We start from the raw sequence: 25,932 nt of genomic DNA on the forward strand, positions 1-25,932 counted from the left end.
GGACAATGACCCGTGAGTGCGGGCACTCCTCGACAATGCGCCGGGTCGCGGCAATCCCGTCGGTGCCGGGCATTCGCACATCCATCAGCACGACGTCCGGTGCCAGAGTTCGACACATGTCGACGCCACTGCTGCCGTCAGCGGCTTCACCGGCGACTTCCACGCCGTCCTGGGCTTCCAGGACCATGCGGAAGCCCGCCCGGACGAGTGTTTGGTCATCGACAAGCAGCACCCGGATCGGGCGCGTGGACGGGGCAGCTACGGCTTCCAAATGGCTCCTTCCGGCAGCGGGAACCGTGCGGTCACGGACCATCCACCGTTGGTCAGGGGTCCCGCGCGCAATGTACCGCCGTAGAGTGCGACGCGCTGGCGCATTCCCGCCACGCCGTGCCCAGCACGGTCGGCAGGGGCGTCCACGGGCTGGCCGTCGTCGGTCACCGAGACCATGATCTCCTGGCCGGTGAACTGCGAGCGAACCGTGACAGCCGTTGCGGCGCGCGCGTATTTGAGCGCGTTGGTGAGCCCTTCCTGGATGACCCGATATACAGCCAGCTGGATCCCGGGGTCAGCGGGAGCGACTCCGGCTGACTGCAGAACCACGGGAAGCCCCGCAGAGCGGAAAAGCTCCACCAGTGCGGGAACATCGCCCACCCCCGGCGATGGTGCTGCCGCGCCGGCCAATTCGCCGGTGTTGCCCTCGTTCAAGACTCCGAGCATCCGGCGCATGTCCGTCACCGCAACGCGGCCTGTCTCGGCGACCTGGCGCATGGCTTGGACGGCGCGGGCAGGGTCGGTCGGGGCGATTTCCGCCGAACCATGGGCCAAGGAAATCATCACCGCCAATCCATGAGCGACGATGTCGTGCATCTCCCGGGCGATCGCGTTGCGCTCAGCGGCGGCCGCAATGCTGGCCAGATACTTGCGTTCATGCATCAGCCGGTCGGCACGGTCCACCAGGGCGGACACGTAGTTGCGGCGCATGCGTACGTTCAGCCCGAGCAGGGTCGCGATCACTAGTACGGCAATCGCCTGGMCGGCTTGGCCAAGGTCCACCRTCGACCGGGGTTGCTGGGCCGCTGCGGCAAGGAGAGTTGCGCTGATGGCCAGGAGGGCAAGGACGGYGTGCCGTGCGGACCGGTAAACGCCGACGGCGTAGAGCGCCATGGCTGTCGCCACCGCTGCGAAGCTGGCCGGAACCGAGAACGTGATGAGCATGATGCCGGCTGTGGCGGCCAAAGAAGACATCGGAGCCTGCCGGCGGAACAGCAGTGCGGTGCCGGAAACCACCGCCGCCATCAATGGCAGAACCAACGCTGGGCCGTCGGCAGTCGGAACGGCAACGGCTGCTGCCAGGGCCGGCCCTGTGTATGCGACGGCGGCCAGGACGTCTGTCATACGCGGACCAGGGCGCCATCCGCCCAGCCGAAGCGCTTCGTCCGACGAAACCGGCGACGTCAAGGCCACACCCGGCAGTGTTGCGGGGTGCGCAGTGTTCCTGCGTCGGTCATGCTCCGGACTGTACCGGTCGTGGAATGCATGAGGGTCCTTGGGTCATGGCGATGGTGGCGTTGTTGGCGTGCGGCCAGTACTGCCAGGTTGCCGCTCCTGGAGCTGCTGGCACGAGATCAGTGGAGTGCGAGGACCAGGTAGAGGGCTGCCAGGGCCATCGTGGTGGGGGTCATGACGAAGCGTTCGGGTTTGCTCCGGGAGATTGCGTTCATGAGGACTCCGAGCACGAAGTATGCCGTCAGCACCCACACGGTGATCGCAGTAAATGATTCGCTGACCAACAGCGGGACAAAGCCGGACTTGGCCAGCGCCGCATAAGCGAAGAGGGCGTACAGGGGTATGGATGCTGCGCTCCCGATTCTGAGTTTGGCCGGGAGGACGCGGTGTTGTCCGCCCCATGCCATTCTCCCCAGCGGTGCTCCCGCGATCAGCGCCACCTGGAAAACAGCCAGGCCGGCCAAGAGTGCGCAGGCGAGTATTGCGGAAAGCTGGTCCAACAGCATCTGGATCCATCCCCTTGTCGAGTCCCAGGCAGCAACGCGTGTTGCGCCGTGCGATGCACGCCGTGTTGTGGTGGCTGTGGAGAGCATATTCGTGAATCCGAGGCAATTACGGGACCCGCTAGCCGCGCCCTTGCCTTCGGCGCCGGATGGCGCTTCGAATGACCGCTGGGATTGAACCCATCAAGGTGGCGAGCAGGAGGCCGAGCGCGATCAGTCCGGGAACCCGGCCAGAAGCTTCTCCGGCCGGAAGGTTGAGGTGCGCCGTCGGGTAGTCGATCATCTTAGCTGCCGATACAGCGGTTGTACGGTCGGTGTGCTGCGCCAGATACGTGATGGCGCCGTCGAACCCGAGCACCCCGCCGGCGCCAGCAAAAGCATCCACGGGAATGTCGCGGGACGCGGCCCAGCCGCGCAATTGCGGATCAATGCCCGCGTCCCCAGCCGCGCCAGGGGCAATGACGTTGTCCACCGGAGGTGCCTCGTGTTCCGGGACGGTCAGGAGAATCATCCCGTGTTTGGTGGTGACCGTTTCCGTGGCGGCAACCGCCACCGTCCGGGCAGCGAATGACATGTTGTAGACCTCGAATGCGCTGGCGACGTCGATTTCACCCACCCCGTTGAAGAGGCCGACGGCGATCGTCGGCCGGAACCAGGGGAGGAGGGCGTTGAGCCCGACGGGAATATCCGAGGCGGCGAAAGACTGGTCAGGTATCTGGGCTGCCGCCGCCACCTGCCAACCCGGGTAATTCATCAGCCGGCCGACTCGCTCGGCTTCGGCCGTGCCGGCCAGGTCCTCCAAGACTTTCAGGGCGCCGGGGATGCCGGAGGACACACCGGCCGTGGTGGTAATCCTGCCGTCCTGAACGAATCGCAGGCCTCCCATCCATTGGACCTGGGGGCGGCTCCGCTTGAGCGCACCCAGGCGGGACCAGTGGCTCGTAGCCTTACGCCCGTCCAGCACACCGGCTTCGGCCAGGACCATTGATCCGCTGCACACGCCAAGGATGCGGGCGCCGCGCCCCGCTTGTTCCGCGATCCAGTCCCGCATGGGTGCTTCTTTTGTGCTCTCCGGGGCGCCGACGGCCGGGACCACCACCAGGTCAGGCTGCCGCGCCCTGCCCGAACGGATGTCCTCGAACGTGTACGTGGGCACAATCGCCGGACCCCCGTCGACGGCGGCAGGGACGGCCCGCGCTGCGATTGTGTAGACCGAAAAATCCGGGGAACTGGCAAACACTTCGTAGGGGGCCAGAACGTCACTTCCCACGGTGCCTGACGATCCCAGGACAACGGCGACAACTATCGCGCCGGAAGAGGAGGGCCGGTTCGTGGGCAGGTTGGTCAGTTCTTGAGCGGCGGGGCGGACGTGACTTTGCGCGTCCGCCACCACCGCGCCCGCGTAAGCCATCGCGGTCACAGCTAAGAGGGACAGGCCAACCGAGAGAGCGGCGTGAAGGAGTCGTCCAGAGAGGGGAGCCATGAGTGAGTCTCGATTCCGTGTGAAGTTGCGGGGCTTGTGCTGTCCATGTCCCCAGCGTTGTTCTTTCACGCTACGGATCGCCCAATCCACACACATCGGCCCCGAGGACACTCCTGAACAGGGACAAGTGGTACCTGGGTACTACCCGGGCGCTCCATCGGATGCTTCCTGTACGTCGCAGGTTGCATGTTGCACTCCCCGGTGACCGACAAGAATCTGGCATCACCTGTAGGGCGCGCCTTTGATCCACGGCCTGTGCGCAGCTGGAAACAGGGGTACTGTGAGCCGCATGGAGATGCGCCTCGAGGTAGTGCAAGTACCGGTCAGTGATGTGGACCAGGCCAAGTCGTTCTATACGGACCGGCTCGGGTTCGTTCTGGACCACGACGTCGAATACATCCCGGGAATGAGGGTCGTGCAACTCACGCCACCGGGCTCCGCCGCCTCTATCGTCGTCGGTACCGGAATGACCAGCATGCCGCCGGGCAGCCTGGAGGGCCTGCAATTGGTGGTCCCCGATATGGCGTCCACGCGGGCTGAGCTGCTTCGGCGGGGAGCCGAAATCAGCGAAGTCCAGGACATGGGTGGAATCGCCTTCGCCTACTTCAGCGACCCGGATGGCAACCGCTGGGTGCTGCAGGAAGCCACGAGGCCGGACGTGAGGGAAGTCGGCTCCTAGGGCTGGACGATCGAGGGCAGCGCGCCCCGCCAGGGCAGGTTTCCGAAGCACGCGTCGCGTTATTCATGTTTAGCCCCTAAAGTCTAAATAGTAGGGTGACTATTTAGACTTCCGGAGGATCCATGACCCGCTGGCCCGCGCACGGCAGCAAGATGATGCCCTGGAAGTCGTCCGGGCGGCCGCCGCGCGAAGACCGGGAATTCACCGAGGTGGCGGTCTCGCTGCCACCCTTGATCGCCGGGAGCTGGTTCGATCCGGGGCGTGAGACCATCGTCGCCCTGGAAGAGGCCGCCGTCGCCATCGCGTCCCTGGACGTCACCGCCGGCACGCGGATGGCCGCCATTAGCGGGTTCCTGCTCCGCAGCGAGGCGGTCTCCTCCTCCAAAATCGAGCACGTCAACGCCAACCGCGACGACTACGCCCGGGCCATGATCGGGCTCAAGGCCAGTGACGACGCCCGCTCCATGGTGGCGGCCGCCGACGCCGTACAAGGAATGATCGACGACGCCGGGCGAACCGGCGAGATCCGGCTGGAGGCAATGCTGGCCGCCCATCGCACGCTCATGAAGGACGACCCGATGGACGGCCCACACGCCGGCCGGTTCAGGGAGGTTCAGAACTGGATCGGTGGCAGTGACCATTCACCACGCGGCGCCATCCACGTCCCGCCCCCGCCAGAGCTCGTGCCGGACCTGATGGAAGACCTGATGGTCTTCTGCAACCGCCGCGACGTGCCGATCATGGCGCAGGCGGCGATCGCCCACGCCCACTTCGAGTCCATCCACCCGTTCACCGACGGCAACGGCCGGATCGGGCGGGCACTCATCGGTGCGATTTCCCGGCGTCGTGGGCTCACCAGGAACACCGTCACCCCAATCGCGTCGGCGATGGTCGCCGACGTCGACACCTACTTCAGCCTGGTCAATAACTACCGCTCCGGTGATGCCGATCCGTTCGTGCTCTACCTGGCCCGTTCCGCTGTCCGTGCCTCGGATGCTGCCCGCGAATCCGTCCCCGCCCTCGATGCGCTGCCGGCGATGTGGCTGGAGCTGGCCAGGCCACGCAGAGGATCCGCGGACGAGAAGATCATTCCGTGGCTGCTGGAGCGGCCCGTGTTCGAGGCCCACAGCGCAGCCCACATTGCCGGCGTCGCCGAAAGCTCCGTGTACGCCGCACTGCAGCGGCTCTCCGCCGCCGGGGTCATTACCCCCGTCACCCAGTCCAAGCGCAGCCGTGCCTGGGCGGCGACCGAAGTCCTCGACGAGGTGGACCGGCTGAACAACCGGCTGGCCGACGTCGGGAAGGCTGGCTGACGCCGGGAAGACGGGCTGACCGGACGGGACGGGGCCGGCGGCCGGCACGCGGGGCCGGCGTAGGGTCTTGATCCTCACGCGGGGTGAGGATCTACGGTTGTTCCCATGACAGAGACGAGCGGTGCCGCAGATCAATGGAGCATCGGCGAGCTTGCCAAAGCGTGTGGCGTAACGGTCAGGGCGCTCCATCACTACGACGAGATTGGGTTGTTGTCGGCAGGCCGGCGGACGGCTTCCGGCCACCGCCGCTACACCGAGAAAGACGTCCGGCGGCTCTACCGGATCCGGTCGCTGCAGATGCTCGGCCTCCCGTTGGCCGAAATCGGCGTCGCACTGGGAACCCCTGCCGATGACATGGGCTCGCTGCGCACGCTCCTGGAAAGGCAGTTGCTGCACCTGCGCCTGCACGCCGAGCAGGTCCGGGCGGTGCAGGACCGGATACGCGACCTGCTTTCACGCATCGACGGGGCCGCCATGCCGGCGCCGGAACAGTTCATGGCAACTTTGGAGATGATCACTATGCTCGAAGACTACTTCACCCCAGAACAGCGCCAGGAACTGGCCGGCCGCAGGGCCGAACTTGGCAGCGACAGCATCGAGGCCGCCAAAGTCCGGTGGGCCGCATTGGTCGAGGAGGGTCTCAGGCACGTCGAAAACGGGACGCCGGCATCCGATCCGTCCATCCGGGAATGGGCCACGGCATGGGACGAGATCGGATCCATGTTCCACGCAGGCGAAGAGACCAAAGCCGCTGCCCGTTCCATGTGGCAGGACAATAGGACTGCCCTCAGTGCCGGTCTGCCCTGGACCCCTGAGCAACTGGCCGGACTCATGGCCTACCTGCAAGAGTCCAGGACGCAGCCCTGATGGCCCGTGCTCTCTGTCGGAGCTTTTCAGCGGTGCTTTTTGATGGTGGCGGATGCAGAATGGAAGGAAGCCGGGCTGATTTCTCAGCCCCCTCCAGCGTCGAGGACGGCACATCATGACGAGCAACAAGACACGGACTGCACTTGTGTTGGCGACGGTACTGATCGGGTTGAGCGGCTGTGCTGGAGGCGGCGGAACGCAGGCGTCGGCGCCCGCCACGACCGCCAGGACCTCTCCCAGCATGTCGATGGAACCGTCTGCCCCGGCCGGCTCCACCGCTTCGGGGCCGGGAAGCGGGGCGGCAAACGCCGCCGCCGCGACCATCACGATCAGCAACTTCGCCTACGAGATACCGGGTGCGGTGGCTCCCGGCGCGGAGGTGAAGGTGATCAACATGGACACCGCAGAGCACACGGTAACCGCAGACCAGAATGCGACCCTCTTTGATGTCGAGGTCAAGGAAAACGGCGGGACGGCCACATTCAAGGCACCTTCCGAACCGGGGACCTACGCCTTTCACTGCAACTACCACCCCAACATGCACGGCTCATTGACGGTCAAATGAGCGCGACGCCGCCGGCCGGCGCGCGTTCTTGACGATCTCGAACGAGAAAGGTGCCGTCGCGTGGCTTTCGGGACCCCCGCACCGTCGCTTGACCCATCCGCCGTCGATGGCCTCGGCTCAGCGCTCCGGGGCCGGCTGTTCCGGCCCGGAGACGCCGGCTACGACGAAGCCCGGAAGGTCTTCAATGCGATGATTGACCGCCGTCCGGACGTCATTGTCCGCCCTGCCGACGCCGAGGATATTCGCCGTGCCGTGAACTTCGCCCGGGAAAATGATCTCCCTGTCTCCATCAAGGGCGGCGGCCACAACGTGGCAGGGAACGCCGTCGGCGCCCATGGGCTCATGCTGGATTGCTCCGGCATGAAGAACGTTCAGGTCGACGCCGAACGGGGCGTCGCCGTGGCCGGAGCGGGTGCGCTCCTGGCCGACCTTGACGTCGCCACCCAGGCGCACGGCCTGGCCACGCCGCTCGGAGTCGTGTCGGTTACCGGCATCGCCGGTTTGACCCTCGGAGGTGGCATCGGCTGGCTCAACGGCAAACACGGGCTCGCTTGCGACAACGTGCTGGCCGCCGACATCGTGACATCTGATGGCAGGCTGCTGACGGCGAGCCCCGACCAACACGCAGACCTCTATTGGGCCATCCGCGGAGGCGGCGGCAACTTCGGTGTTGTCACGTCTTTCACCTATCGTTTGCATCCGGTCGGGCAGGTTCTTGCCGGAGCGCTCTCATTCCCGGCCGAACGGACAAGGGAGGTCCTGGGCTTTTATCCCGGATTCGCCGCTTCGTGCCCCGACGAACTCTCGATGTCGGCCAGTCTGGGGTGTGACACCTCAGGACGCCCTGTCTTCGGCGTCGGCGTCTGCTGGAGCGGCGGGCATGATGAGGCGGAGCTGGCGCTCCGGCCCCTGCGCGACCTCGGCCCAGATGTGGACGCGGTGGTGCCCACCGACTATGGCGTTTGGCAAAGCGCCCACGACGGCGGCTTTCCGTCGGGCCGGCACCACTATTGGAAATCGAGCTTTTTGACTGACCTCACCGCCGACGCCATCGATGTCCTGCTCCAGTTTGCGGCCGAGATGCCTTCAACGGCGAGCGGCATCGGAATGCAACAACTGCACGGTGTGGCCGCTCGGGTTCCCCCGGCGGCCACGGCATTTCCCCATCGCCGGTCCCAGAGCGAACTCCTCATCCTGGCCCAGTGGTCCAATCCGGCAGAAACGGAGCGACACGTCGGCTGGGCCCGCGCCTTCTTCGAAGCGATGCAGCCCTTTGCTGCTAGCGGGGTGTACGTCAACGATCTTGGCCAGGAAGGGGAGGAGCGGGTGAGGGCAGCCTACGGCGCCAACTACGACCGGCTGGCCGCCGTCAAAGCCGCATACGACCCCACCAACCTCTTCCGGTCAAATCAGAACGTGCGTCCGACCGCATAGGAAATGATGATCACCCGACGTGTGCTCCCGGCACTGCCTGCCACGATCAGGCATAGCTGGCTGTAACCCTCCTGGCTTCGCCGTCGAGTTGGATTCGACCGCCGTAGGGGAGGATCCACTGCGGTCGGGTGTGTCCGAAGGGGACCCCGATGCACACGACGGCGTCCGGGTTGTATCGTGCGATTTCGGTGCTGACCACATCGCGTTGTGCGGTGCGGAGCCGAGCCCGTTCGGCGGCAGGCGGAACCTGCCCGTGGCTGCTGACTGGAGGCCTGGCGACCATCACGCCGTCGACCGCCCCCAGGACACCACGCTCGCCGAGCGCTCGAACCCATCGCTTGACCCAATCGGCGGGAACCAGCAGTTCGCTGGATTCGAGGATCAGGATTGTGCCCCGGAGCGCGTCGACGGCGGGCAGCCTGTCGGCGATGGCGAGCTGGTCGAGGACTTCGATGCAGCCACCCCAGGTGTAACCGGAGACCGTGCGTTCGGGACCTGTCCACGTCCAAGGTTCGGTGGGTTCGCGGTCGCCGTAGTCGACGAGTGCCCGCGGCTCGAGCCAATCCGGCCCGAAGTCCTCCGACTCCCCGGGATCGGTGATCTCGAGCTCGCCTCCGGTGAGCAGCGCGGCCCGCAGGGAAGCGAGGTGGACGTCGTCAGCACCCGGTCCGGCGCCGAGGTGGACCTGGGTCGAACCGCCATAATATCCGCGTATCCCGAGTGACCACAGCCAGTTCAGCAGGTTGGTGTTGTCGCTGTATCCGACGAAGATCTTTGGATTCGCCCGGACGGCCGCCTCGTCGAGATGAGGTACGACCGTGATCTGGTCGTCGCCGCCGATCGTGGCGAGAATCGCGTGGATGCTGGGATCGGCGAACGCCGCATTGATGTCCGCCGCCCGTTCCTCGGGACTGGATCCGAGCTTGCGCGTCGTCGGGAATTCCACAGGAATCAAACCCGTAGCCGATGTAAGCCGCCGCATCGCCTGCTCATGCACGGCCGGGGCGAACCCGGGGGCGGCGAACGACGGGGAGAGAACCGCGACTCGATCGCCCGCATTGAGTTTCGGGGCGGACAGCTTCAGTTGCGAATGATCCATGCACTCATCGAACCAGACGGGACGCGGTTCGAGGCAACTCGACGACCCGACGTGCCGGTGCAGGATCCTTTAACGTGCTGCGGAGAGGAGCAGACCAAATAGCGGTGCCGATGACACGCCCGATAACTCCGTGATTCAGAAATAGTGTGGGTCAAAGCCGTATCTGGCGCGCATCCATTTTCGGTATTTGGTGCAGCCAGTGCTGTAGGCTCCGATTCGAACCTTGGGGGACTGATGCTGAACTACTTTCGCGAAACGCAAGAGGCACGATTTGCAACCCGTGCACGCCGGATCTATGGCTACGTCTCCGTCGGCTTCGTTGTTGCTGTCGGGGTCTTGGTGATTGCCGGACTTGCGCCGGTTTGGACTTCCTGGACGATCCTCGGCGTTTCTTGCGTTTTGGATGCTTTCCTGGCCCGAAAGTGGATCAGAGAAGACGCACTCAGGGCTTATCGAAGCGACCGGGCCGGCTGACGCCGCCCCGGCGGTGGGCAATGGGCAATGCATTCACGGCGGCCGCAACGGCCACGGCCGACACTAAACGGGGGAAGCTATGGACAAACGTCCGTTAAGCCACAAGGGAAAGCCGTCAGTATGGTCCGTCGTCCAGCTGGCCGTCAGCCTCTGCGCGTTGGTGGCAATAAGTGTCGCGGCCATCCTGTGGAATCCGATCGACGCAGACTTCATCAATCGCGCCGACAATGCAGGGTGGGACGAATCTATGCTTCTCCCGCACCAAATGGAACTCTCGCTCGTCCTCAACGCGTCAGTTTTGGCAACGTTTGTCGTCGTCGTGACCGCGATCATTGGCGTGCTGGCCTCACGCCGGCGGACCAACGCCACGCAGCCCGGAAATCCGTTCGCTATCGCCTGATCCGTGCCACTGCAGTTCCCGGCCCGATATTCCGAAGGTCTAAATGGACTCGTGAACCGTGGCCCGAAAGTTGGAGCCGCAATGTCGCGTGGCTCCAGCCTGCGGCTTTTTGGCCAGCGGCAGTCCAGAATTCACCACGTAGTTTCGAGTCGACGGAGGCCGGCGCCTGACTGATTCGAGATGGCTGGAATACTGGGGAAATGACTCTCGCTGAACTGGAACTGCCTGGCGGCCCATTCACCATCAGGAAAGCTCAATCATGTGATGTGGCTTCGATTGTTGGGCTTCTGGCTGCCGACCAGCTCCGGGCCTCTGTCGACTCGATTGCAGACGAGCACCGGCATCCCTACGATCTTGCTTTCCAGGCAATTGATGCGGACCCCGCGCAGCTTCTTCTCGTAGTTGTCTCAACCGAAAATGAAGTGGTTGCGACCATGCAACTGACATTCATTCCCGGCCTCGCCAGAGGCGGAGCGACACGACTGCAGATCGAGGCAGTGCGGGTCCGGTCTAGCCTCCGGAGCAACGGCCTTGGAGGGGCGATGATTACGTGGGCGATCGCTGAAGGGCGCCGGCGTGGCGCAAGGCTGGTTCAGCTCACGTCTGACGAGTCCAGGGTCGCAGCACACCGGTTCTATGAGCGTCTTGGCTTCGAAGCGTCGCACGTGGGCTTCAAACTGCCCCTCTGAGATTGCGTCTCGACGGTAAGCGGCGCAGTTTTGGCGTGGGTAGTGGCCTAGGGGAGGGCTCTCGAACGGCGCCGGAGATACGAATCGTTGGACACGCTGCGCGCAATGTTGAAGCGGGCCATTGGACCATTCGCTGGGCGATACAGCGGCCTCACTCGTCCCGTTCCACGCCTCCGCACATGGGGGCGCCCCGATGCTATTGGGGGATGCATCGGGGCGCCACCCACAACCATAGGCGGAGGCCTGTTCAAGTTCAAACGTGACGGCGGCGGCCGCCGCCGTCACGTTTGGATCGCCATGGCGGACAGTCCAGGCCAGGGGTCTGTGCCGGCGCCCCCCAAAAAATGCGCGCCGACACAGCCGCTCTCCGAGCGGAGTCCCCAATGGATCCGAGACAAGAATAAATGACCACTCACCCTAAAACAAGGCGGTCATCCGGTTTATGGGAGTTGGACTCGCTGAAAGTCTCGCGGATGGCAAGCAAGGCGCCACCTGCCCGGGGCTGCAGTACTCGGTGGCCGTGTGAGCCCGTCACGGTGCTGGTGGGGTGGGATTCCGCGGCGGGTTGGGGCTTCCAGCGGAAACCAGTCCGGAGAGAGCATGGGCGTCACCGTTGAAATCGTCATGCATGATCCCCGGCAGCACGATCTCCCACATCTCTTCGATCCGTTGCATGACGTCCGCTCGGTCGGTAAGTACTCCGGAGACCATCTGAACCCCGGTGAACGAAGCAACAAGGTATCGGGCAAATGTCCCGGCGTCGACGGAGGGCCGGACCTGCAATTCTGCCTTGGCCCGTTCGGTAAGCTGCTCCATGACGGCGATCCAGTCCTCGTAGGGGCCGCGCACGGGCGGACCAAAAGCTGTCGCTTCAAACGTCAATCGGATGCCGGCCCTGACAACTGGCTCGTGCACGAGCTGAAGACCGAAAGCGCGGCACAGCAGGATCATTGCCGTCAGGCCCGGCCAATCGCCGGCAAGGATGCTCTCGCTTTCGGCCACGACGATCCGATGCTGCTCCTCGATGACCGCCCTGGCGAGATCTTCCTTGGACTGAAAGTGGAAATAGAGGGCGCCCTTGGTCACCCCGGCTGTCTCAGAGACCTGGGTCAGGCTGGCACTGCCGTAGCCGTGCTCCTCAAAGACCGCAGCGGCACCGACGACAATGGCACCGCGGGTGGCCTTCGCGCGATCCTGAATGACCATCTGTGAACCTCAACTTCAACTCTGGGATGTGGAAGCAGGATCTTTACCCACCCGCTGCGCGAGTTGATCGGGAGTTCCGCTGGCCTTCTCTGAAGCACCCTGGCGCGCATTTCCGGGATCCACCGGCCGCCAACTGAAAGGTAGGGGACGAAAGACTGGTCCGATCCTAGCAAAACGGTCAACCGTCTTGGTGCGCCAGCCGAGGCCCCAGCTGCCGAGGGTGTACTGGGACCGAGGTTCCACAATTCCTCCTTGACAGGTATTTGGTCCTCACTATAGGAGTTGCAGAACGTATCACTGTTAGGAAGAGGAGATGATGGGCCGCATCGACCATTGGATGAATGTCTCCGCCGAGCTGCGGGTGGAGCAAGTTCCGGGGGACAACTACGCCGTCCGCGATGTAAACGAGGCCAGCTCGTGTTGAGGCAGGTCGCGGAGGGTGTGCTGATCCACGAGAGCGAGTTCTGCCAGAGTAACGCCGTCGTCGTAAAGGGCCGGGCTGGCGTGCTGCTCATCGACGCCGGGGTGCACGGCTACGAAATGGACTGCCTCGCGAAGGATCTGTCCGATTCGGGCCAGACCGTTGTGGCAGGCTTCTCGACGCATCCTCATTGGGACCACCTGCTTTGGCACGCCGGGCTCGGCGCGGCTCCCCGTTACGGCACCGCGCGCTGCGCGGCTACCGCCCGGGATCGGCTGTCGGGCGGAGTGGACGCGGTCGCGAAGGCGGCCGGCATCCCCGAACAGGTACCGCTGGACCTCCTCGGCCTTCTTACCGGCCTGCCCGTCGGGACGGTGCAGATTCCTTGGGATGGGCCCCAAGTCCGCATTCTCGAGCATCGAGCACATGCCCCGGGCCACGCGGCGCTGTTGATTGAGGAACGTGGGGTTCTCGTCGCCGGCGACATGCTTTCTGATGTTTTGATCCCGATGCTCGACTTGAACGACACCGAAGACCCGATCGAGGACTACCTCGCCGCGCTGCGGCTGCTCAAGGGCGTGGCGGGCGACGTCGATGTCCTTGTCCCCGGACACGGGTCCGTCGGCGGAGCTGAACAGGTACACGCACGGATCGACCAGGATCGGGCGTACGTGCACGCCTTGCGTGACGCCCATGAGCCCAGCGACCCGCGGGTCGGCCCATCGGCCGCTCCCGGGTGGGACTGGGTGAGCGGCGTTCACGCACGGCAACTCCAGCGCCTCGCCCAAAGGAAGTCGGGAAAGCTCGACACATGACATGAGCGTTGACCGCGGTCGGCGGTTCGTTTTTCCCCTGTGGCGTTGTCTGGCATTTTCCGTTCGGGGACATCGTTAGTTCAACCCCGACCGGGCCGGCCTTATAGGTGTCTCAGGTATCTTTCGGGGGAGTCCATGAATGATCGCCAGTTGGAAACCAGATCGAGGTCCGACCATTCCTGCTGCCGAAGTCCCCACGGGCCGACTTCGAGAATCTGCGCGCCTGGAAGCGCTGCAAGAACTGGGGAGTGCGTGGACATGATGACTTGCGAGGAGCCTTCGGCGAGGAGATCTTTCAAGACCGCAAGGAGGCTGAGGCATCCCGCGAAGGACAGCGCTGATTCCGGTTCATCGAGCACCCACAATCCGTGTCCCCGGAAACGATCCACGGCCAGCTCCAGGAACGATTCACCGTGTGACATGTCGTGGAACGAGATGTCCGGACCCGCGGTGCTCGGGTTCTTCTCGAGGTAGGTGAAGAAGCCGTGCATGGTTTCCGCGCGCAGGAAGTAGCCGCGTCTTGTGGCGCCGGCGGTGCGGACAAGCTGCAGGTGATCGGCAAGTATCCACTCCGTGGATCGGGTGCTGTGGCGGGCGCCTGTAGATCCGCCTTCTGGAGACAAGCCATAAGCCAGTGCAATGGCTTCCACGAGAGTGGATTTTCCCGACCCATTTTCGCCTACGAAGATTGTGGCCGGGGTCAGGTCGAGCCCTTGGTCCAGAACCTGTGCGACAGGGGGCAGGTTGCCTGGCCACCGACGCCGGTCGAGGACGTGGTCCGGGTCTTCGGCCAACCGTCTGATCGGAAAACTATGCGGGGGCATGCCCCATTCTTACAGGCACCTCTCGCGGTCCTGCCCCACCGGGCAGGGTCACTGGGGAGTTCGCAGCGGCCCATGACGAAAGGTCCTGGGAAATGCCAGTCATTTCGAACTGAAACTCCGGGACTATCGAAATAGAGCGAAGACACGCACGGGTTCCGGAGCGAAGTTCGACCCTTCCGTAAAACCCATGGCTTCGTAGAAGGCGCGTTGCCCTGGTTCATTGTCAGTGATGAGCACTGTTTGCCGGACATGCGCGTATCGTGCCGTGACGTGCTCCACCAGAGCCCGGCCTACGCCCGTGCCTTGGAAAGGCGGCCGTACAAGGATGTCCTGCAAATAGCAGATGGTCGCATCGTCGGACACAACCCTCGCGAGGCCAACAAGCTCACCATCCCCATCCCGGGCCGTCACGACAAATGAGGAACTTCGGATCGCTCTGGTGAGCAGTTCTGGATCCCGGGTATAGGCGGCCCACCCCACAGATTCGTACAACGAGAGAACCTCGGCATCGGAAAACTCGTTGGATGTGAAGATGCTGAACGCCGGCATCCGACCAGTGTTGCATGGGCTTGCCATTTGTTCACGACCACCGTGCGCACCTCCGACCACGGCGCCGACGAGAACGATCCGAAGGTCGCCCAGCTCGAGCGCGGGCACCCGCTCGGCGAGTCCGGAGCATCCACATTCTGATTCGCTGGAACCCTCGGCGCTGAGGAGGCACCCCGTGGCAGACTTTCTGCCATGGAGCCCATGGATTGTCTGGTCATCTACGTCCCCACCAACTCTGCGCCCGCGGTCCGGCAGGCCATTGGCGACGCCGGGGCGGGCAGGCTCGGCAATTACTCCCACTGCTCGTTCAGCCTCGACGGCACCGGGCGTTTTACCCCGTTACCCGGCGCGACCCCGTTCGTCGGCGTCGTCGGTTCCTCCGAGGAGGTGCCGGAAACCCGGATCGAGGCAATCTTCCCCCGCTCCYGGCGTAACGCCGTCGTCAATGCCGCGTTGTCCGTTCATCCGTACGAGACGCCGGCGTTCATGACCTACCCGGTAGATGCCAGCCGGCCGGACTGAGCAACACCGGGGGTGCAGCGCGGCGGATGAGGTCACGTCACCGGCGCCGGGTGGCACGCACGACGACGTCGTGCAGCGGCAACGCACGGTCACCGGTTCCGGGGAGTGTCCGCGTGATCTCCTCGGCACTCGTGATGCTCCATACGGCAGCGTTGAGACCCCCGGTGATGTCCGCGAGGGTGACAGTCGCTTCCGGGGGCGGGCGGTGCCCGTGTCCCGGGGAGGCGGGAGCGTGCAGGTGCCCGACGATCAACAGCGTGCCGCCGGGGGCTACCCAATCCGAAATGCGTTCGTAGAAGGCAAGTTGCGGCATCGCCGGGTGAGCGTAGTGGGTGGTCACAAGGTCGAACCGATCACCCGGTGCCCATGACGTCAGGTCCGCCTCGACCCAGGTCACCGTGCCGGACACAGACTGCCCTTCGGCACGCTCGGCCGCTTGGGCGAGGGCAGCGCCGGAGATGTCGGCGCCGGTGACCTGCCAGCCGTGCGCGGCGAGCCAGGTCGCCTCTGCCCCTGTCCCGCACCCGGCATCCAGCGCCGTTCCCGGTGCGAGTCCGCTGGTTTCGCGGATGAGATGCGGGTTCGGGGCAGCCCCTCCCGAATCTGCCTTGGCGGGACCGTGGGCCTGTTCCCAGTGCTGTTGCCAGTAGTCCTTGTCGAAGCTGTGCGTCATCGCGCCACCGTCGCGTCCGCCCGCTGCTTCCCCTGGCGATGTCTCTGCCGTCCCGGCCATGTGGAACCCCTTACGATCTGATGTGCCTTCAGATTCCATGCTCCCGGGCTGGCAGGTGGATGTGCAAGCGGTATTGCCGAATGGCAAAATAGCGCCCATGAACGACGATCTCGACCACACAATCAGCGCCGTCGGGCCGCGCCTCAAGCGCCTGCGACTCCGCAGGGACGTCACCCTCGCAGACCTCGCCGAGCAGACAGGCATCTCCGCCAGCACACTCTCCAGACTCGAAGCAGGCCTGCGGCGGCCCACTCTCGAGCAGCTCCTCCCGCTGGCCCGCGTGCACGGGGTAACCCTCGACGAACTCGTCGATGCGCCGCCGACCGGCGACCCCCGGCTCAATCTGCGTCCCGTCGCAGGTCCGGACGGGTCGACGATCTTGCCTCTCACGCGCCGCCCGGGCGGCATTCAGGCCTACAAGTTCATCCTCCCCAAGGGCAGGGATGGGCAGGAGCCCCAGCTGCGCACCCACGAAGGCTACGACTGGGCCTATGTCCTCAATGGCACCTTGCGCCTGGTCCTCGGTGAACATGACCTGATCCTCAGGCCCGGCGAAGCCGTGGAGTTCGACACCCGAACCCCGCACTGGTTCGGCGCAACCAGCGCCGGTCCGGTCGAATTCCTTAGCCTTATCGGCAAACAAGGTCAGCGCACCCACGTCCGGGCGGCGCCCAAGCGCGACAGGCAGGCGCATCCTCTGATGGGCTCTCCTTAGGACCCTGCCGGCGCCATTCGGAGGGCCACCATCCCGCCTTCGAGGAGTTCAAGTTCGACGATCCGCAATGTGTGCCGGGTTCCGTCCTCCGGCAGCATTTTCTTGCCACGCCCGTTCTCCCGCTCGCGAAGCTCGCGGACCTGGCCGGGTATGTCGTCGGCGATAATCGTGCTGTTGTTCCAGCCGGCATGGTCCAGCGTGGTCGACACGACATACTTCGGCATGGCGTTGAATGTGCCGGCGGTGAAGTCACTGTCAGCTTGCCCATGAAGATCTCCTTCAGGTTGCGGCGCCTGGCTGTTATCCGCGGTTTCGGAGCCGGAGTGTTCGGGCCTCGTGGATGGCGGCCAGGGCAACTGCGCTGGCGGCGTGCCTGAGGGCGTGGACCCTGTACCACCGCTTCAGCAGGGGGTTGCGGAGCGTCTCACTGAGCGGTTGCGGGCTGAAGAACAGGTCGGGGTTGATGGACCGGAGCAGATAGGCGGTCGCGGCCGCACCCGTCGTCGAGCTGGCCGCAGCGACTAGCAGCCATGGCCTGCTGTCGGCATGATTCCAGCCTGCCACGAGGGCACCGATTGCCGCCGGCGCATTGATCGGTGCAATCGGTGCGTAATAACGGCCCGGGCTTCCCGCCCCAAAGGGCGAGCGGGGCAGTTCACGGCTTGCTTCCGCCGCCGCGACGCGGTGCGGGATTTTGACGAGGACCTCATAGAGATTGCCGAAAAACCAATGCGCGTGACTGAACTCCGCCACGCCCAAGATCCGATCAGCGAAAAAATCCCGGCGGCCCGAGGAAGCCTGTCCCATGCCCACAATCTACCGCCGATGCCCACCGCCGGGCCATGGTGACCAGCTCGCGCGCCCCGGGGCGGGAGTGCAGAACCCCGCGCTGCTGCCGTCAGTTCTGCACCCGCTGACGATAGTCCCGGGGGGTTTCGCCTGCGTCATTGCGGAAATGCCGGTTGAAGTTGGACAGGTTCGTGAAACCCACTTCGTAACAGATGTCCGAGATCGATTTGTCGCTCCGCTCCAGCAGGCGGCGGGCGTGGGCCAGCCGAAGTTTGCGCACCAGATCACTGAAATTCTGGCCGGTCGCGCGCTTGAAATACTTCGAAAATGTCGGCTCCGACATACCCACCAGCGCCGCCGCCTCGGACATCCTGACGCTGCCGGCGTGATTGCTGAAGACATACTCGAGGACGAGGTCCACCACCGCCGCGGCCTGCCCGTCCAGTTGCGGCCTGAACCATTCGTCTGCGAGGTAGCGCCGCTCGGACTCTGGCGCACGCGAAAGAATGGCCAACACGTCAAAGAGATGCTGAAGCCGCTGCAATCCGGTGGAGGCCCCCATCGCCTCCAGGGAAACGGCGGCGGCCCGGGCTGATCGTCCGAGGAACTCGATCCCGCGCGAGGACTGTTCCAGCAAGGGTTTGACCTCGGCCATTTCCGGCAGAATCGAGGCGGCCCTCTCCACCCATTTTCCGTCGAACTGAATAAGGACGTCCCTGCCCTGAAGCACTTCTCCGGGTCTCAGGTCGCTGACCCAGTCGTGCGGCAGCCCCGAACCCACCAGGGCCAGGTGCCCTGCCTCGAAAGTGCCGATGTGGTCTCCCACGATGAACTTTCCGGTGCCTTTCCGGATCAGGTGCAGCTCGTATTCAGGATGGTAGTTCCAACGTGCGACCGGGCTGGGGTAGTCGTGCTCGTGCCAGCGCACGGAATAGTTGGGGTCTTCCGGAATCACCTCACGGTTGGCCCGCATCCCCAGGAGTCTTTCGGCAAGCCTGGCCGCTGCGCCGTCATTGATGGCCGAGYCGCCGCCTGGGTCCGCCGCGCTCATCGTGGTTCTCCCTGCGTTCGGATCATGACAAATGTGCGGCATCTGTGCCGACTCTTCCCAGAATAGCGCCCGGATGGGGCCGCCCCCGGAAAATTAGTATCAGAATTCAGCAAGCATCGCGCTAGTTGTGCCCTATGCCACAAGCCTAATCTTGAGGAACACCAGCGAGGCACCCGGCATTGAGGCCCTCGTCCCGCTCACCGCCCCGCACCCCGACACAGCAATCGGAGTAGGGCAGCATCGCACCCCCTGACGAACAAAGGAGTCCTTAATGCGCGCAAAAACACGCGTCGCCATGGCGGCAGGCGCCCTGTGCGCGGCACTCAGCGCCTCGGCCTGTGCAGGCGCCGGCGGCGGCAATTCCGCAGGCGACCCGAATAGCATCAATGTCCTGATGGTCAATAACCCCCAGATGGAGGACCTGCAGCGGCTCACCGCTGATAACTTCACGAAGGAAACCGGCATCCGGGTCAACTACACCGTCTTGCCGGAAAACGACGTCCGCGCCAAGATCAGCCAGGAGTTCTCAAGCCAGGCCGGCCAGTACGACATTGCGTCACTGTCCAACTACGAGATCCCGTTCTATTCCGCCAACGGGTGGCTGGCACCGCTGGACAACGTGGCCAGGGATGCCGAGTTCAACCAGGCGGACATCCTGCCGGCCTACACGGCGTCGCTGACCGGCACGGACGGCAAACTCTACGGCGAACCTTTCTACGGGGAATCCTCCTTCCTGATGTACCGGAAGGACATCTTCGACGCCAAAGGACTGACTATGCCGGAGAAGCCGACCTGGGACCAGGTCGCCGACCTCGCCGCCAAGGCTGACGGGGCGACGCCAGGGATGAAGGGCATCTGCCTGCGCGGCCAGCCCGGCTGGGGCCAGGTCTTCGCACCACTGACCACCGTGGTGAACACCTTCGGCGGGACGTGGTTCGACAAGGACTGGAATGCGAAGGTCAACGCCCCCGAATTCACCGCAGCCACGGAGTTCTACACCAAGCTGGTGCGGGAGCACGGTGAAGCGGGCGCCGCCCAGGCCGGGTTCACGGAATGCCTGAACAACATGAGCCAAAGCAAGGTCGCCATGTGGTACGACGCCACCTCCGCGGCCGGTGCCCTGGAAGCCGAGGCCTCTCCCGTGAAGGGAAAGATTGGCTATGCCCAGGCGCCCGTGAAAGAGACCAAGTCCTCCGGCTGGCTGTGGACCTGGTCCTGGGCGATGCAGGCGGCCTCCAAGAAACAGGACGCTGCCGCCAAATTTATCGCCTGGGCCAGCTCGAAGAAGTACGAGGAACTGGTCGCGTCCAAGCTCGGCTGGTCCAAGGTCCCGTCCGGTAAGCGCATTTCCACGTACGAAAACACCGAGTTCCAGCAGGCCGCGCCGTTCTTCAAGGCCGAACGCTTCGCCATTGAGAACGCGGATCCGACCAACCCCGGTGTCCAGCCGCGGCCGGCGGTCGGCATCCAGTTCGTCGGTATTCCCGAGTTCGCGGCCCTGGGCACCAGGGTGTCCCAAGGTGTGAGCTCCGCCATCGCCGGCCAGGGCTCCGTTGCCGATGCGGTGGCCAAGGGCCAGGAAGCCGCACAAAAAGTCGGCGACAAGTACAAGAAGTAACAACCCAACCGCAGGAGAACATTATGACTACCGCAACGGYGCGCGTCTCCCGGCAAGGGAGCAGCACAGCCAAACCATCCAGGAACGCCAGGGCGCGGGAACGCGCAGTGGCTTGGGCACGGCGGGCACCGCTGCTGCCGGCCCTGATCTTCCTCATCATCGTCACCCAGCTTCCATTCGTGGTGACCCTGATCATTTCGTTCATGAACTGGAACAGCCTGAGCCCGGACAAGACCGGATTCGCCGGGTTCGAGAACTACATCCAGGTGGTCACCGACCCGTACATGCTCCAGGCAATCCTCACCACCATCGTCGAGACCGTCTCGGTGGTCCTGGTCAGCCTGGTCCTCGGCCTCGGCCTGGCCCTGCTCCTGGACAAGAAGTTCATTGGCCGGGGCCTGGCCCGGACTCTGCTGATCGCACCCTTCCTCATCGTTCCGGTCGCGGCTGCGCTCATCTGGAAGCACGCCATCCTCAACCCGGTTTACGGTCTGATCAACGGCTCCCTCACCTGGATCTGGTCGCTCTTCGGCTCCGACGCCCCGCCGCAGCCGGACCTGCTGTCGTCRGCACCCCTGATGGCCATCATCGTCTCCCTGGTCTGGCAGTGGACCCCGTTCATGATGCTCATCCTGCTCGCCGGCCTGCAGTCCCGACCCATGGACACCGTTGAAGCTGCCCAGATGGACGGTGCCACTCACTGGGCAATTTTCCGCCATCTCACCCTCCCGCACCTGCGCCAGTATCTGGAACTCGGTGGACTGCTCGGGGCCATCTATATCGTGCAGAACTTCGACGCCACCTTCGTCATCACCTCCGGCGGCCTCGGCACGGCCAACCTGCCCTACGCCATCTACGAGACGTTCTATTACGCCAACGAATACGGCCTGGCCTCAGCGGCCGGCGTCGTGGTGGTCATCGGCACCATCTTCGTGGCGACCTTCGCACTCCGCACCGTATTCTCGCTCTTCAAGAAGGAGGCAGCACGATGAGCACCCTCACCCCCGCCGGGCCCACGTCATCAGTCCCCACCCCGTCCACCCCGACCACGGGATCACGACGCCGGGGCAAGTCACGCATGGACCCCACCCGCAACAACACCGCCGCCGGCCTTGCCGCCTGGCTGCTGGCGCTGCTGTTCGCGGTGCCGGTCCTGTGGATGATCCTGACCTCATTCCACTCCGAAATTGACGCCGCCACCAACCCGCCGTCGATCGCCGCCGACCTTAACCTGGACGCCTACAAGGAGTTCTTCSGCGCAACTTCCGGCGTCAGCCCCTGGCCGTCGCTGATTAACTCCGCCACCGCCTCGATCTTCTCCACCGTCCTGGTCCTGCTGCTGGCCATCCCCGCCGCGTACGCCCTGTCAATCCGGCCGGTGAAAAAGTGGACCGACGTTCTGTTCTTCTTCCTCTCCACGAAGATGATGCCCGTCGTCGCCGCAGTCCTGCCGCTCTACCTCTTCGCCAAAACCGCCGGCGCGCTGGATAACATCTGGTTCCTGGTCCTGATGTACACCTCGATGAACCTGCCCATCGCCGTGTGGATGATGCGGTCCTTCCTTGCCGAAGTGCCCGTCGAAATGCTTGAGGCCGCCCAGATCGACGGCGCCACCCTGCTGCTCACGCTCCGAAAGGTCATCGCCCCGGTGGCAATGCCCGGCATCGCAGCCACCGCGCTGATCTGCTTTATCTTCAGCTGGAACGAACTCCTCCTGGCGCGGGTCCTCACCGGCGTCGTGGCCGGCACCGCCCCGGTCTTTCTCACCGGCTTTGTCTCGGGCCAGGGCCTGTTCATTGCCAAGGTCTGCGCCGCCGCCGTCGTAATCTCCCTGCCAGTGCTGTTCGCAGGTTTCGCCGCCCAGGACAAACTCGTCCAGGGTCTCTCCCTGGGTGCAGTGAAATAGCGCCGTCAAATAGCCCGCCACCGCCTCTCCAAACCGCAAAGGATTCCTTCGATGACCACATCAACCGCACAGTCCCGCACCCCCGGACATCCGGAAGTGCCCGCCACCATGCGCGCCGCCGTCCTCAAGCGCCAGGGCGACATGGCCATGGAAACACTGTCCGTCCCGGAGTTGGACGCGGACCAGGTTCTGGTGCAGGTCGCCGCCGTCGGTGTGTGCGGCAGCGACGTCCATTACTATGAGCACGGCCGGATCGGCGACTACGTCGTGGACCACCCGTTGATCCTGGGCCACGAGCTCTCCGGACGCATCGCCGCCGTCGGCAGCGACGTGGACCCCTCCCGCRTTGGCCGGCGGGTCGCCGTCGAACCCCAACGGCCCTGCCGCACCTGCAAGCAGTGCAAGGCCGGACGGTACAACCTGTGCCAGGACATCGAGTTCTACGCCACCCCGCCGATCGACGGAGCTTTCACCGAATACGTGAGGATCCAGGACGACTTCGCTTACGACATCCCAGACAGCGTCAGCGACGAGGCGGCAGCCCTCATCGAACCACTCTCCGTTGGCCTCTGGGCCTGCGAACGCGCCCAGATCAAGCCCGGCAGCCGGGTCCTGATCGCCGGAGCCGGCCCCATCGGCATCATCGCCGCCCAAGCGGCCCGCGCTTACGGGGCGACCGAAATCTACATCACGGACATCGCAGAAGAAAGGCTCGCTTTCGCCCTGGAACACGGCGCCACCCATGCCTTGAACGCTTTGACGGACAGTACCGAAGGGCTCGACGTCGATGCCTTCATTGACGCCTCCGGCGCCCCGCAGGCCGTCCGTTCCGGCATCAAAGCCGTTGGACCGGCCGGCCGGGTCATCCTGGTCGGGCTCGGAGCCGACAACGTCGAACTCCCCGTCTCCTACATCCAGAACCGCGAAATCTGGCTCTCGGGCGTCTTCCGCTACACCAACACCTGGCCGCTGGCCATCCAGCTGATCGCGGACGGAAAAGTAGATCTGGACATCCTGGTGACCGGCAAGTTTGCGCTGGCCGACTCGGAAGAAGCACTCAAAGCGGGCAAGCAGGCCGGTCAGCTCAAAACTGTCGTCTACCCGGGCCGCTGATGCGCATCACCGACGCCACCCCAGCGCCCCGCCTCCCCGCGGGGGACGGTGTCCTGACGGTCATTGGCGAATCCCTTGTCGACATCATCCGCGACCCCCGCGGTCCTGCCGGCGGCCAGGCCCACCCCGGGGGCAGCCCCCTCAACGTGGCAGTGGGGGCTGCGCGCCTCGACCTCAGGACAATCCTGGTGACCCACTATGGCCTTGACCCGCACGGACACCTGCTGGAAGAGCATCTGCAAACGAACGGCGTCCAGGTGGTCAACGGCGGAAGCGCGGCCACATCTACGGCCCTCGCCACCCTGGGATCTGACGGTGCCGCCGAATACGCCTTCTCGATCACCTGGGCAATCAGTGGGGCGTCCCTCCCGGCCCTCGCTGCCGTCAAAGGTTCCACCCACGTCCACACGGGATCTATCGCTACGGTGCTCCCGCCGGGGGAGCAGGCCACCCTTGCCCTGGTAGAGGCCGCCCGRGAGCACGCGACGACCAGTTTCGATCCCAATTGCCGGCCCGCGATCAGTCCCGATGCGGCTGCGGCACGCCGGCAGGCGGAAGTGTTCGTGGCGGCGAGCGACATTGTCAAAGCCAGCGACGAAGACCTGCGCTGGCTCTACCCGGACCGGGCACCGGAAGAATCCCTGCAGGCCTGGCTGGAACTGGGGCCGGCGGTGGTGGCCCTGACGCGCGGAGCCTCAGGCCCGGTCATCCTGTCCGGAAACGGGCGGGTCGAGATGGCAGCTGAACCGATCCGAGTGTCAGATACTGTGGGCGCCGGTGATTCCTTCATGGCGGGGCTTATTTCCGGACTCGCCAAACTTGGAGCGCTCGGGGCGGAGGGAAGACGGCAACTGCAGACCCTGACCCTGGATCAGCTCCACGCAGTCGCCTCGTACGCGAACCGTGCAGCGGCGATCACCTGCTCCCGGAAGGGCGCCAATCCTCCGTGGTCGGCGGAACTCGGGGAACTGTCCTGATGACGCGGTCAGTCTGCGACCGTGACGGTGCCGGCGTCGCCGTCAACGCGGATCCGTTGGCCGCTGGTGAGCCGCTGGGTGGCCACGCCTGTGCCAAGCACGGCCGGGATGCCGTACTCGCGGGCCACGATCGAGCTGTGGCTCAACGGCCCGCCGACGTCGGTCACCACGGCGGAGGCCATCGCGAACAGCGAGGTCCAGGCCGGGGTGGTGATGCGGGCTACCAGGACTTCCCCGGGCTCCATCAGGCCGAAATCCTGYGGGCCCCTCAGGACGCGGGCCGGGGCGGTGACCCGGCCCGCGCTGGCGCCGACGCCCTTGATGACGTCGCCGAGCTGATCCTGTGGGCCTGCCGGCATCATTGAGCCGAAGGCCCGCTCCATCCACCGGCTCTCCGGCAACAGCTGCGGGGCAGCGGCCTTGGCCTGGCCCCGCCACAGCATCTTGCGCCCCTCGACGGCGCCGGCGCGGACGGGCCGGTCTGCCCCGGTAATTGCCACGGCTGCCGGTGTGCCCGACCCGGCAAGGCCGAACTCGACGGCGCTGCGCAACTCCCGGTGGCGCAGCCAGAACACGTCGGCGGGCTCGGCGATGACAGCGGAGCCGACGAGCCGTCGTCCGAGCTCGAACAGCATCCGCCGCAGCAGCGGCCACGCCAGTCCGACGTCGGCAAGGGCGTCCTCGCGGATCGGAGCCGCATTTTGCGCCCACCGAAGCAGCCGGAGGAATGCGGCCCGGCGCCGCGGCCCGAGCCGGGCGATGATTTGGCTGGTTTCATCTTCGCGGCGGGCGGCCGAGAGCCGCTGGCGCTCGTATGGGTCATTGCCATGTCCCCGCAGGTAAAACTTCACGGTCTCCAGCAGCGGCGAGGGATCGTCAGCAGGCACCGGACTGACGAAGTCCAGGTTATAGACCGCATGGCCGAACCGGCCGAGGTGCTCCTGGAAGCGGGCCTGCCATTGCTGCCAGGGTGCCGGGTCCACTCCGGCAGGCGTGGACCCGGTGCGTTGCGGCCCGGCCAGCGCAGCGGTGGGGGCGTTGAGGATCGCCGGGGCCAGCCCCGGGACGTCCCGGGCCCAGGCTGCGAGGTCGTATAGCGACTTCTCTGCGCGGATGGGTTCGCTGTCGTAACCAAGGAGGAAGGTCTGGGCGGGGGGATCGCCGTCGCGCCGAACGAACTTGTCGTAGTAGGCCCGGAAGGAGATTTCGCTTGTTGCGGCGATCGGAATGATGGACTGCACGGCCGTGTAGTACACCGTGCCGGCGTCAAGCAGCGTCTGAACACCCGCCAGCAGTTCCTCTCCGGAGAGATCCCCGACGGGCTTCGCGGACCAGTCCTTGAKCACCTGCTYGTAGCGGGGATGCGAAAATTCCCGCCAGCCGGCCACTCCCATATGCGCCTTGCCACGGGCCAGCGCACGCATCGCCGTCAGCGACTTGCCCATCACCCGCCACATTCCCGAGTTGCGGTAGTAGTAATAGGCGTAGCCGTTGATAGTGGGCAGCCCGACGTCGTCCTCGCGGATGACCTCCTTGCCGACGGCGCCGGCCATCAGGGCCCTCAGCGACCGTGACACCGAGCCGTCAATGAGGTCGGCGAACAGCGGYGAGAGCGGATCGGGCAGCTGTTCAACGATGCTTGCCCGGAAGTAGAGCCCGTGCCGGTAGGGCACCGGCCAGG

The 25,932-nt window shown here is 64.9% G+C and carries 29 protein-coding genes; 16 read left to right on the forward strand and 13 right to left on the reverse strand.

From position 1 onward, the window contains the following. From AC1DHX_RS15675 to AC1DHX_RS15690, 4 genes are all read right to left on the reverse strand, one after another. Window positions 1-187: response regulator (locus tag AC1DHX_RS15675; protein ID WP_476900226.1), on the reverse strand; the 187-nt coding region annotated here is incomplete at its 3' end. Between the two features lie 71 nt (window positions 188-258). After that, window positions 259-1,395 carry a sensor histidine kinase gene (locus tag AC1DHX_RS15680; protein WP_476900218.1) on the reverse strand — a complete coding sequence of 379 codons (1,137 nt, stop codon included), beginning with the start codon at window positions 1,393-1,395 and terminating at the stop codon, window positions 259-261. A 230-nt stretch (window positions 1,396-1,625) separates the two neighbouring features. After that, window positions 1,626-2,012: a hypothetical protein gene (locus AC1DHX_RS15685; RefSeq protein ID WP_476857036.1), complete on the reverse strand. Its 387-nt coding sequence runs from the start codon at window positions 2,010-2,012 to the stop codon at window positions 1,626-1,628. A gap of 118 nt (window positions 2,013-2,130) precedes the next feature. Next, window positions 2,131-3,420: a DJ-1/PfpI family protein gene (locus AC1DHX_RS15690; RefSeq protein ID WP_476858759.1), complete on the reverse strand. Its 1,290-nt coding sequence runs from the start codon at window positions 3,418-3,420 to the stop codon at window positions 2,131-2,133. A gap of 361 nt (window positions 3,421-3,781) precedes the next feature. Between AC1DHX_RS15690 and AC1DHX_RS15695 the strand changes: the two genes are divergently transcribed. From AC1DHX_RS15695 to AC1DHX_RS15715, 5 genes are all read left to right on the forward strand, one after another. Beyond that, complete coding sequence (locus AC1DHX_RS15695; protein WP_476858459.1) at window positions 3,782-4,171, forward strand: VOC family protein; 390 nt, start codon at window positions 3,782-3,784, stop codon at window positions 4,169-4,171. Window positions 4,172-4,293: 122 nt separating this feature from the next. Beyond that, window positions 4,294-5,484, forward strand: coding sequence for a Fic family protein (locus tag AC1DHX_RS15700; protein WP_476858460.1), 1,191 nt, complete (start codon window positions 4,294-4,296; stop codon window positions 5,482-5,484). 105 nt (window positions 5,485-5,589) lie between these two features. Then, entirely contained in the window at window positions 5,590-6,351 is a 762-nt protein-coding gene (locus AC1DHX_RS15705; protein ID WP_476858461.1) for a MerR family transcriptional regulator, read from the forward strand. A 241-nt stretch (window positions 6,352-6,592) separates the two neighbouring features. Further along, window positions 6,593-6,916 carry a cupredoxin domain-containing protein gene (locus AC1DHX_RS15710; protein ID WP_043436073.1) on the forward strand — a complete coding sequence of 108 codons (324 nt, stop codon included), beginning with the start codon at window positions 6,593-6,595 and terminating at the stop codon, window positions 6,914-6,916. A 60-nt stretch (window positions 6,917-6,976) separates the two neighbouring features. Further along, window positions 6,977-8,350 (forward strand): FAD-binding oxidoreductase, encoded by a 1,374-nt coding sequence (locus AC1DHX_RS15715; RefSeq protein WP_476858462.1) that lies wholly within the window; start codon window positions 6,977-6,979, stop codon window positions 8,348-8,350. 46 nt (window positions 8,351-8,396) lie between these two features. Here the strand turns inward: AC1DHX_RS15715 and AC1DHX_RS15720 are convergent, their stop codons facing one another. Beyond that, complete coding sequence (locus tag AC1DHX_RS15720) at window positions 8,397-9,449, reverse strand: S66 family peptidase (protein WP_476858463.1); 1,053 nt, start codon at window positions 9,447-9,449, stop codon at window positions 8,397-8,399. Between the two features lie 144 nt (window positions 9,450-9,593). Here AC1DHX_RS15720 and AC1DHX_RS15725 point away from each other — a divergent pair, with 144 nt between their 5' ends. The 3 genes from AC1DHX_RS15725 to AC1DHX_RS15735 all read left to right on the forward strand — a co-directional run bounded on the left by AC1DHX_RS15725 (window position 9,594) and on the right by AC1DHX_RS15735 (window position 11,012). Beyond that, window positions 9,594-9,923 (forward strand): hypothetical protein, encoded by a 330-nt coding sequence (locus AC1DHX_RS15725; RefSeq protein ID WP_476858464.1) that lies wholly within the window; start codon window positions 9,594-9,596, stop codon window positions 9,921-9,923. Between the two features lie 160 nt (window positions 9,924-10,083). Beyond that, a complete protein-coding gene (locus tag AC1DHX_RS15730) occupies window positions 10,084-10,323 on the forward strand; it encodes a hypothetical protein (protein ID WP_476900219.1) in 240 nt (79 codons plus the stop codon). Window positions 10,324-10,523: 200 nt separating this feature from the next. Then, window positions 10,524-11,012 (forward strand): GNAT family N-acetyltransferase, encoded by a 489-nt coding sequence (locus tag AC1DHX_RS15735; protein ID WP_476849240.1) that lies wholly within the window; start codon window positions 10,524-10,526, stop codon window positions 11,010-11,012. Between the two features lie 531 nt (window positions 11,013-11,543). Here the strand turns inward: AC1DHX_RS15735 and AC1DHX_RS15740 are convergent. Continuing rightward, window positions 11,544-12,218, reverse strand: coding sequence for a ScbR family autoregulator-binding transcription factor (locus tag AC1DHX_RS15740; RefSeq protein WP_476849239.1), 675 nt, complete (start codon window positions 12,216-12,218; stop codon window positions 11,544-11,546). A 441-nt stretch (window positions 12,219-12,659) separates the two neighbouring features. On the opposite strand from AC1DHX_RS15740, the gene AC1DHX_RS15745 reads away from it, so the two are divergent. After that, window positions 12,660-13,454, forward strand: a complete 795-nt coding sequence (locus tag AC1DHX_RS15745; RefSeq protein WP_476849238.1) for an MBL fold metallo-hydrolase — start codon at window positions 12,660-12,662, stop codon at window positions 13,452-13,454. Window positions 13,455-13,555: 101 nt separating this feature from the next. Here AC1DHX_RS15745 and AC1DHX_RS15750 read toward each other — a convergent pair whose 3' ends face one another. After that, window positions 13,556-14,278 (reverse strand): AAA family ATPase, encoded by a 723-nt coding sequence (locus AC1DHX_RS15750; protein ID WP_476858466.1) that lies wholly within the window; start codon window positions 14,276-14,278, stop codon window positions 13,556-13,558. A 123-nt stretch (window positions 14,279-14,401) separates the two neighbouring features. Further along, window positions 14,402-14,827 carry a GNAT family N-acetyltransferase gene (locus tag AC1DHX_RS15755; protein ID WP_476858467.1) on the reverse strand — a complete coding sequence of 142 codons (426 nt, stop codon included), beginning with the start codon at window positions 14,825-14,827 and terminating at the stop codon, window positions 14,402-14,404. Window positions 14,828-15,019: 192 nt separating this feature from the next. Between AC1DHX_RS15755 and AC1DHX_RS15760 the strand changes: the two genes are divergently transcribed. Then, the gene (locus tag AC1DHX_RS15760) at window positions 15,020-15,349 is read left to right on the forward strand and encodes a hypothetical protein (protein WP_476900220.1); all 330 of its coding nucleotides are present in this window, start codon (window positions 15,020-15,022) and stop codon (window positions 15,347-15,349) included. 37 nt (window positions 15,350-15,386) lie between these two features. On the opposite strand, the gene AC1DHX_RS15765 is transcribed toward AC1DHX_RS15760, so the two are convergent. Further along, window positions 15,387-16,082 (reverse strand): class I SAM-dependent methyltransferase, encoded by a 696-nt coding sequence (locus AC1DHX_RS15765; protein WP_476858469.1) that lies wholly within the window; start codon window positions 16,080-16,082, stop codon window positions 15,387-15,389. Between the two features lie 97 nt (window positions 16,083-16,179). Between AC1DHX_RS15765 and AC1DHX_RS15770 the strand changes: the two genes are divergently transcribed. Beyond that, window positions 16,180-16,797: a helix-turn-helix domain-containing protein gene (locus AC1DHX_RS15770; protein ID WP_476858470.1), complete on the forward strand. Its 618-nt coding sequence runs from the start codon at window positions 16,180-16,182 to the stop codon at window positions 16,795-16,797. On the opposite strand, the gene AC1DHX_RS15775 is transcribed toward AC1DHX_RS15770, so the two are convergent. The 3 genes from AC1DHX_RS15775 to AC1DHX_RS15785 all read right to left on the reverse strand — a co-directional run bounded on the left by AC1DHX_RS15775 (window position 16,794) and on the right by AC1DHX_RS15785 (window position 18,637). After that, a complete protein-coding gene (locus AC1DHX_RS15775) occupies window positions 16,794-17,021 on the reverse strand; it encodes a hypothetical protein (protein ID WP_476858471.1) in 228 nt (75 codons plus the stop codon). The two genes, AC1DHX_RS15770 and AC1DHX_RS15775, sit on opposite strands and share 4 nt — an antisense overlap. A 76-nt stretch (window positions 17,022-17,097) precedes the next feature. Further along, a complete protein-coding gene (locus tag AC1DHX_RS15780; RefSeq protein ID WP_476858472.1) occupies window positions 17,098-17,550 on the reverse strand; it encodes a hypothetical protein in 453 nt (150 codons plus the stop codon). 145 nt (window positions 17,551-17,695) lie between these two features. Continuing rightward, complete coding sequence (locus tag AC1DHX_RS15785; RefSeq protein WP_476900221.1) at window positions 17,696-18,637, reverse strand: AraC family transcriptional regulator; 942 nt, start codon at window positions 18,635-18,637, stop codon at window positions 17,696-17,698. A 271-nt stretch (window positions 18,638-18,908) separates the two neighbouring features. Here AC1DHX_RS15785 and AC1DHX_RS15790 point away from each other — a divergent pair, with 271 nt between their 5' ends. Genes AC1DHX_RS15790 through AC1DHX_RS15810 form a run of 5 tightly spaced genes read left to right on the forward strand, consistent with a single transcriptional unit; the run spans window position 18,909 to window position 24,251 of the window. Next, window positions 18,909-20,255, forward strand: coding sequence for an ABC transporter substrate-binding protein (locus tag AC1DHX_RS15790; protein ID WP_476858474.1), 1,347 nt, complete (start codon window positions 18,909-18,911; stop codon window positions 20,253-20,255). 23 nt (window positions 20,256-20,278) lie between these two features. Further along, window positions 20,279-21,247, forward strand: coding sequence for a carbohydrate ABC transporter permease (locus AC1DHX_RS15795; protein ID WP_476900222.1), 969 nt, complete (start codon window positions 20,279-20,281; stop codon window positions 21,245-21,247). Beyond that, the gene (locus AC1DHX_RS15800) at window positions 21,244-22,161 is read left to right on the forward strand and encodes a carbohydrate ABC transporter permease (protein ID WP_476900223.1); all 918 of its coding nucleotides are present in this window, start codon (window positions 21,244-21,246) and stop codon (window positions 22,159-22,161) included. The genes AC1DHX_RS15795 and AC1DHX_RS15800 overlap by 4 nt, the downstream gene beginning before the upstream one ends. 51 nt (window positions 22,162-22,212) lie before the next feature. Next, a complete protein-coding gene (locus AC1DHX_RS15805; RefSeq protein ID WP_476900224.1) occupies window positions 22,213-23,274 on the forward strand; it encodes an NAD(P)-dependent alcohol dehydrogenase in 1,062 nt (353 codons plus the stop codon). Beyond that, the gene (locus AC1DHX_RS15810) at window positions 23,274-24,251 is read left to right on the forward strand and encodes a carbohydrate kinase family protein (protein WP_476858477.1); all 978 of its coding nucleotides are present in this window, start codon (window positions 23,274-23,276) and stop codon (window positions 24,249-24,251) included. The genes AC1DHX_RS15805 and AC1DHX_RS15810 overlap by 1 nt, the downstream gene beginning before the upstream one ends. 8 nt (window positions 24,252-24,259) lie before the next feature. Here AC1DHX_RS15810 and AC1DHX_RS15815 read toward each other — a convergent pair. Beyond that, on the reverse strand, window positions 24,260-25,932 hold a 1,673-nt coding region (locus AC1DHX_RS15815), incomplete at its 5' end, for a PEP-utilizing enzyme (protein ID WP_476900225.1).

The sequence above is a fragment of the Arthrobacter sp. 05N33_2 genome (assembly GCF_056397425.1).

What these genes read in the sequence shown, in the direction of transcription:
- AC1DHX_RS15685 (WP_476857036.1), bottom strand. Translation starts at nt 2,012, where the DNA reads ATGCTGTTGGACCAGCTTTCCGCAATACTCGCCTGCGCACTCTTGGCC.
- AC1DHX_RS15690 (WP_476858759.1), bottom strand. Translation starts at nt 3,420, where the DNA reads ATGGCTTACGCGGGCGCGGTGGTGGCGGACGCGCAAAGTCACGTCCGC.
- AC1DHX_RS15695 (WP_476858459.1), top strand. Translation starts at nt 3,782, where the DNA reads ATGGAGATGCGCCTCGAGGTAGTGCAAGTACCGGTCAGTGATGTGGAC.
- AC1DHX_RS15700 (WP_476858460.1), top strand. Translation starts at nt 4,294, where the DNA reads ATGACCCGCTGGCCCGCGCACGGCAGCAAGATGATGCCCTGGAAGTCG.
- AC1DHX_RS15705 (WP_476858461.1), top strand. Translation starts at nt 5,590, where the DNA reads ATGACAGAGACGAGCGGTGCCGCAGATCAATGGAGCATCGGCGAGCTT.
- AC1DHX_RS15710 (WP_043436073.1), top strand. Translation starts at nt 6,593, where the DNA reads ATGTCGATGGAACCGTCTGCCCCGGCCGGCTCCACCGCTTCGGGGCCG.
- AC1DHX_RS15720 (WP_476858463.1), bottom strand. Translation starts at nt 9,449, where the DNA reads ATGGATCATTCGCAACTGAAGCTGTCCGCCCCGAAACTCAATGCGGGC.
- AC1DHX_RS15735 (WP_476849240.1), top strand. Translation starts at nt 10,524, where the DNA reads ATGACTCTCGCTGAACTGGAACTGCCTGGCGGCCCATTCACCATCAGG.
- AC1DHX_RS15740 (WP_476849239.1), bottom strand. Translation starts at nt 12,218, where the DNA reads ATGGTCATTCAGGATCGCGCGAAGGCCACCCGCGGTGCCATTGTCGTC.
- AC1DHX_RS15750 (WP_476858466.1), bottom strand. Translation starts at nt 14,278, where the DNA reads ATGCCCCCGCATAGTTTTCCGATCAGACGGTTGGCCGAAGACCCGGAC.
- AC1DHX_RS15755 (WP_476858467.1), bottom strand. Translation starts at nt 14,827, where the DNA reads ATGCCGGCGTTCAGCATCTTCACATCCAACGAGTTTTCCGATGCCGAG.
- AC1DHX_RS15765 (WP_476858469.1), bottom strand. Translation starts at nt 16,082, where the DNA reads ATGGCCGGGACGGCAGAGACATCGCCAGGGGAAGCAGCGGGCGGACGC.
- AC1DHX_RS15770 (WP_476858470.1), top strand. Translation starts at nt 16,180, where the DNA reads ATGAACGACGATCTCGACCACACAATCAGCGCCGTCGGGCCGCGCCTC.
- AC1DHX_RS15775 (WP_476858471.1), bottom strand. Translation starts at nt 17,021, where the DNA reads ATGCCGAAGTATGTCGTGTCGACCACGCTGGACCATGCCGGCTGGAAC.
- AC1DHX_RS15790 (WP_476858474.1), top strand. Translation starts at nt 18,909, where the DNA reads ATGCGCGCAAAAACACGCGTCGCCATGGCGGCAGGCGCCCTGTGCGCG.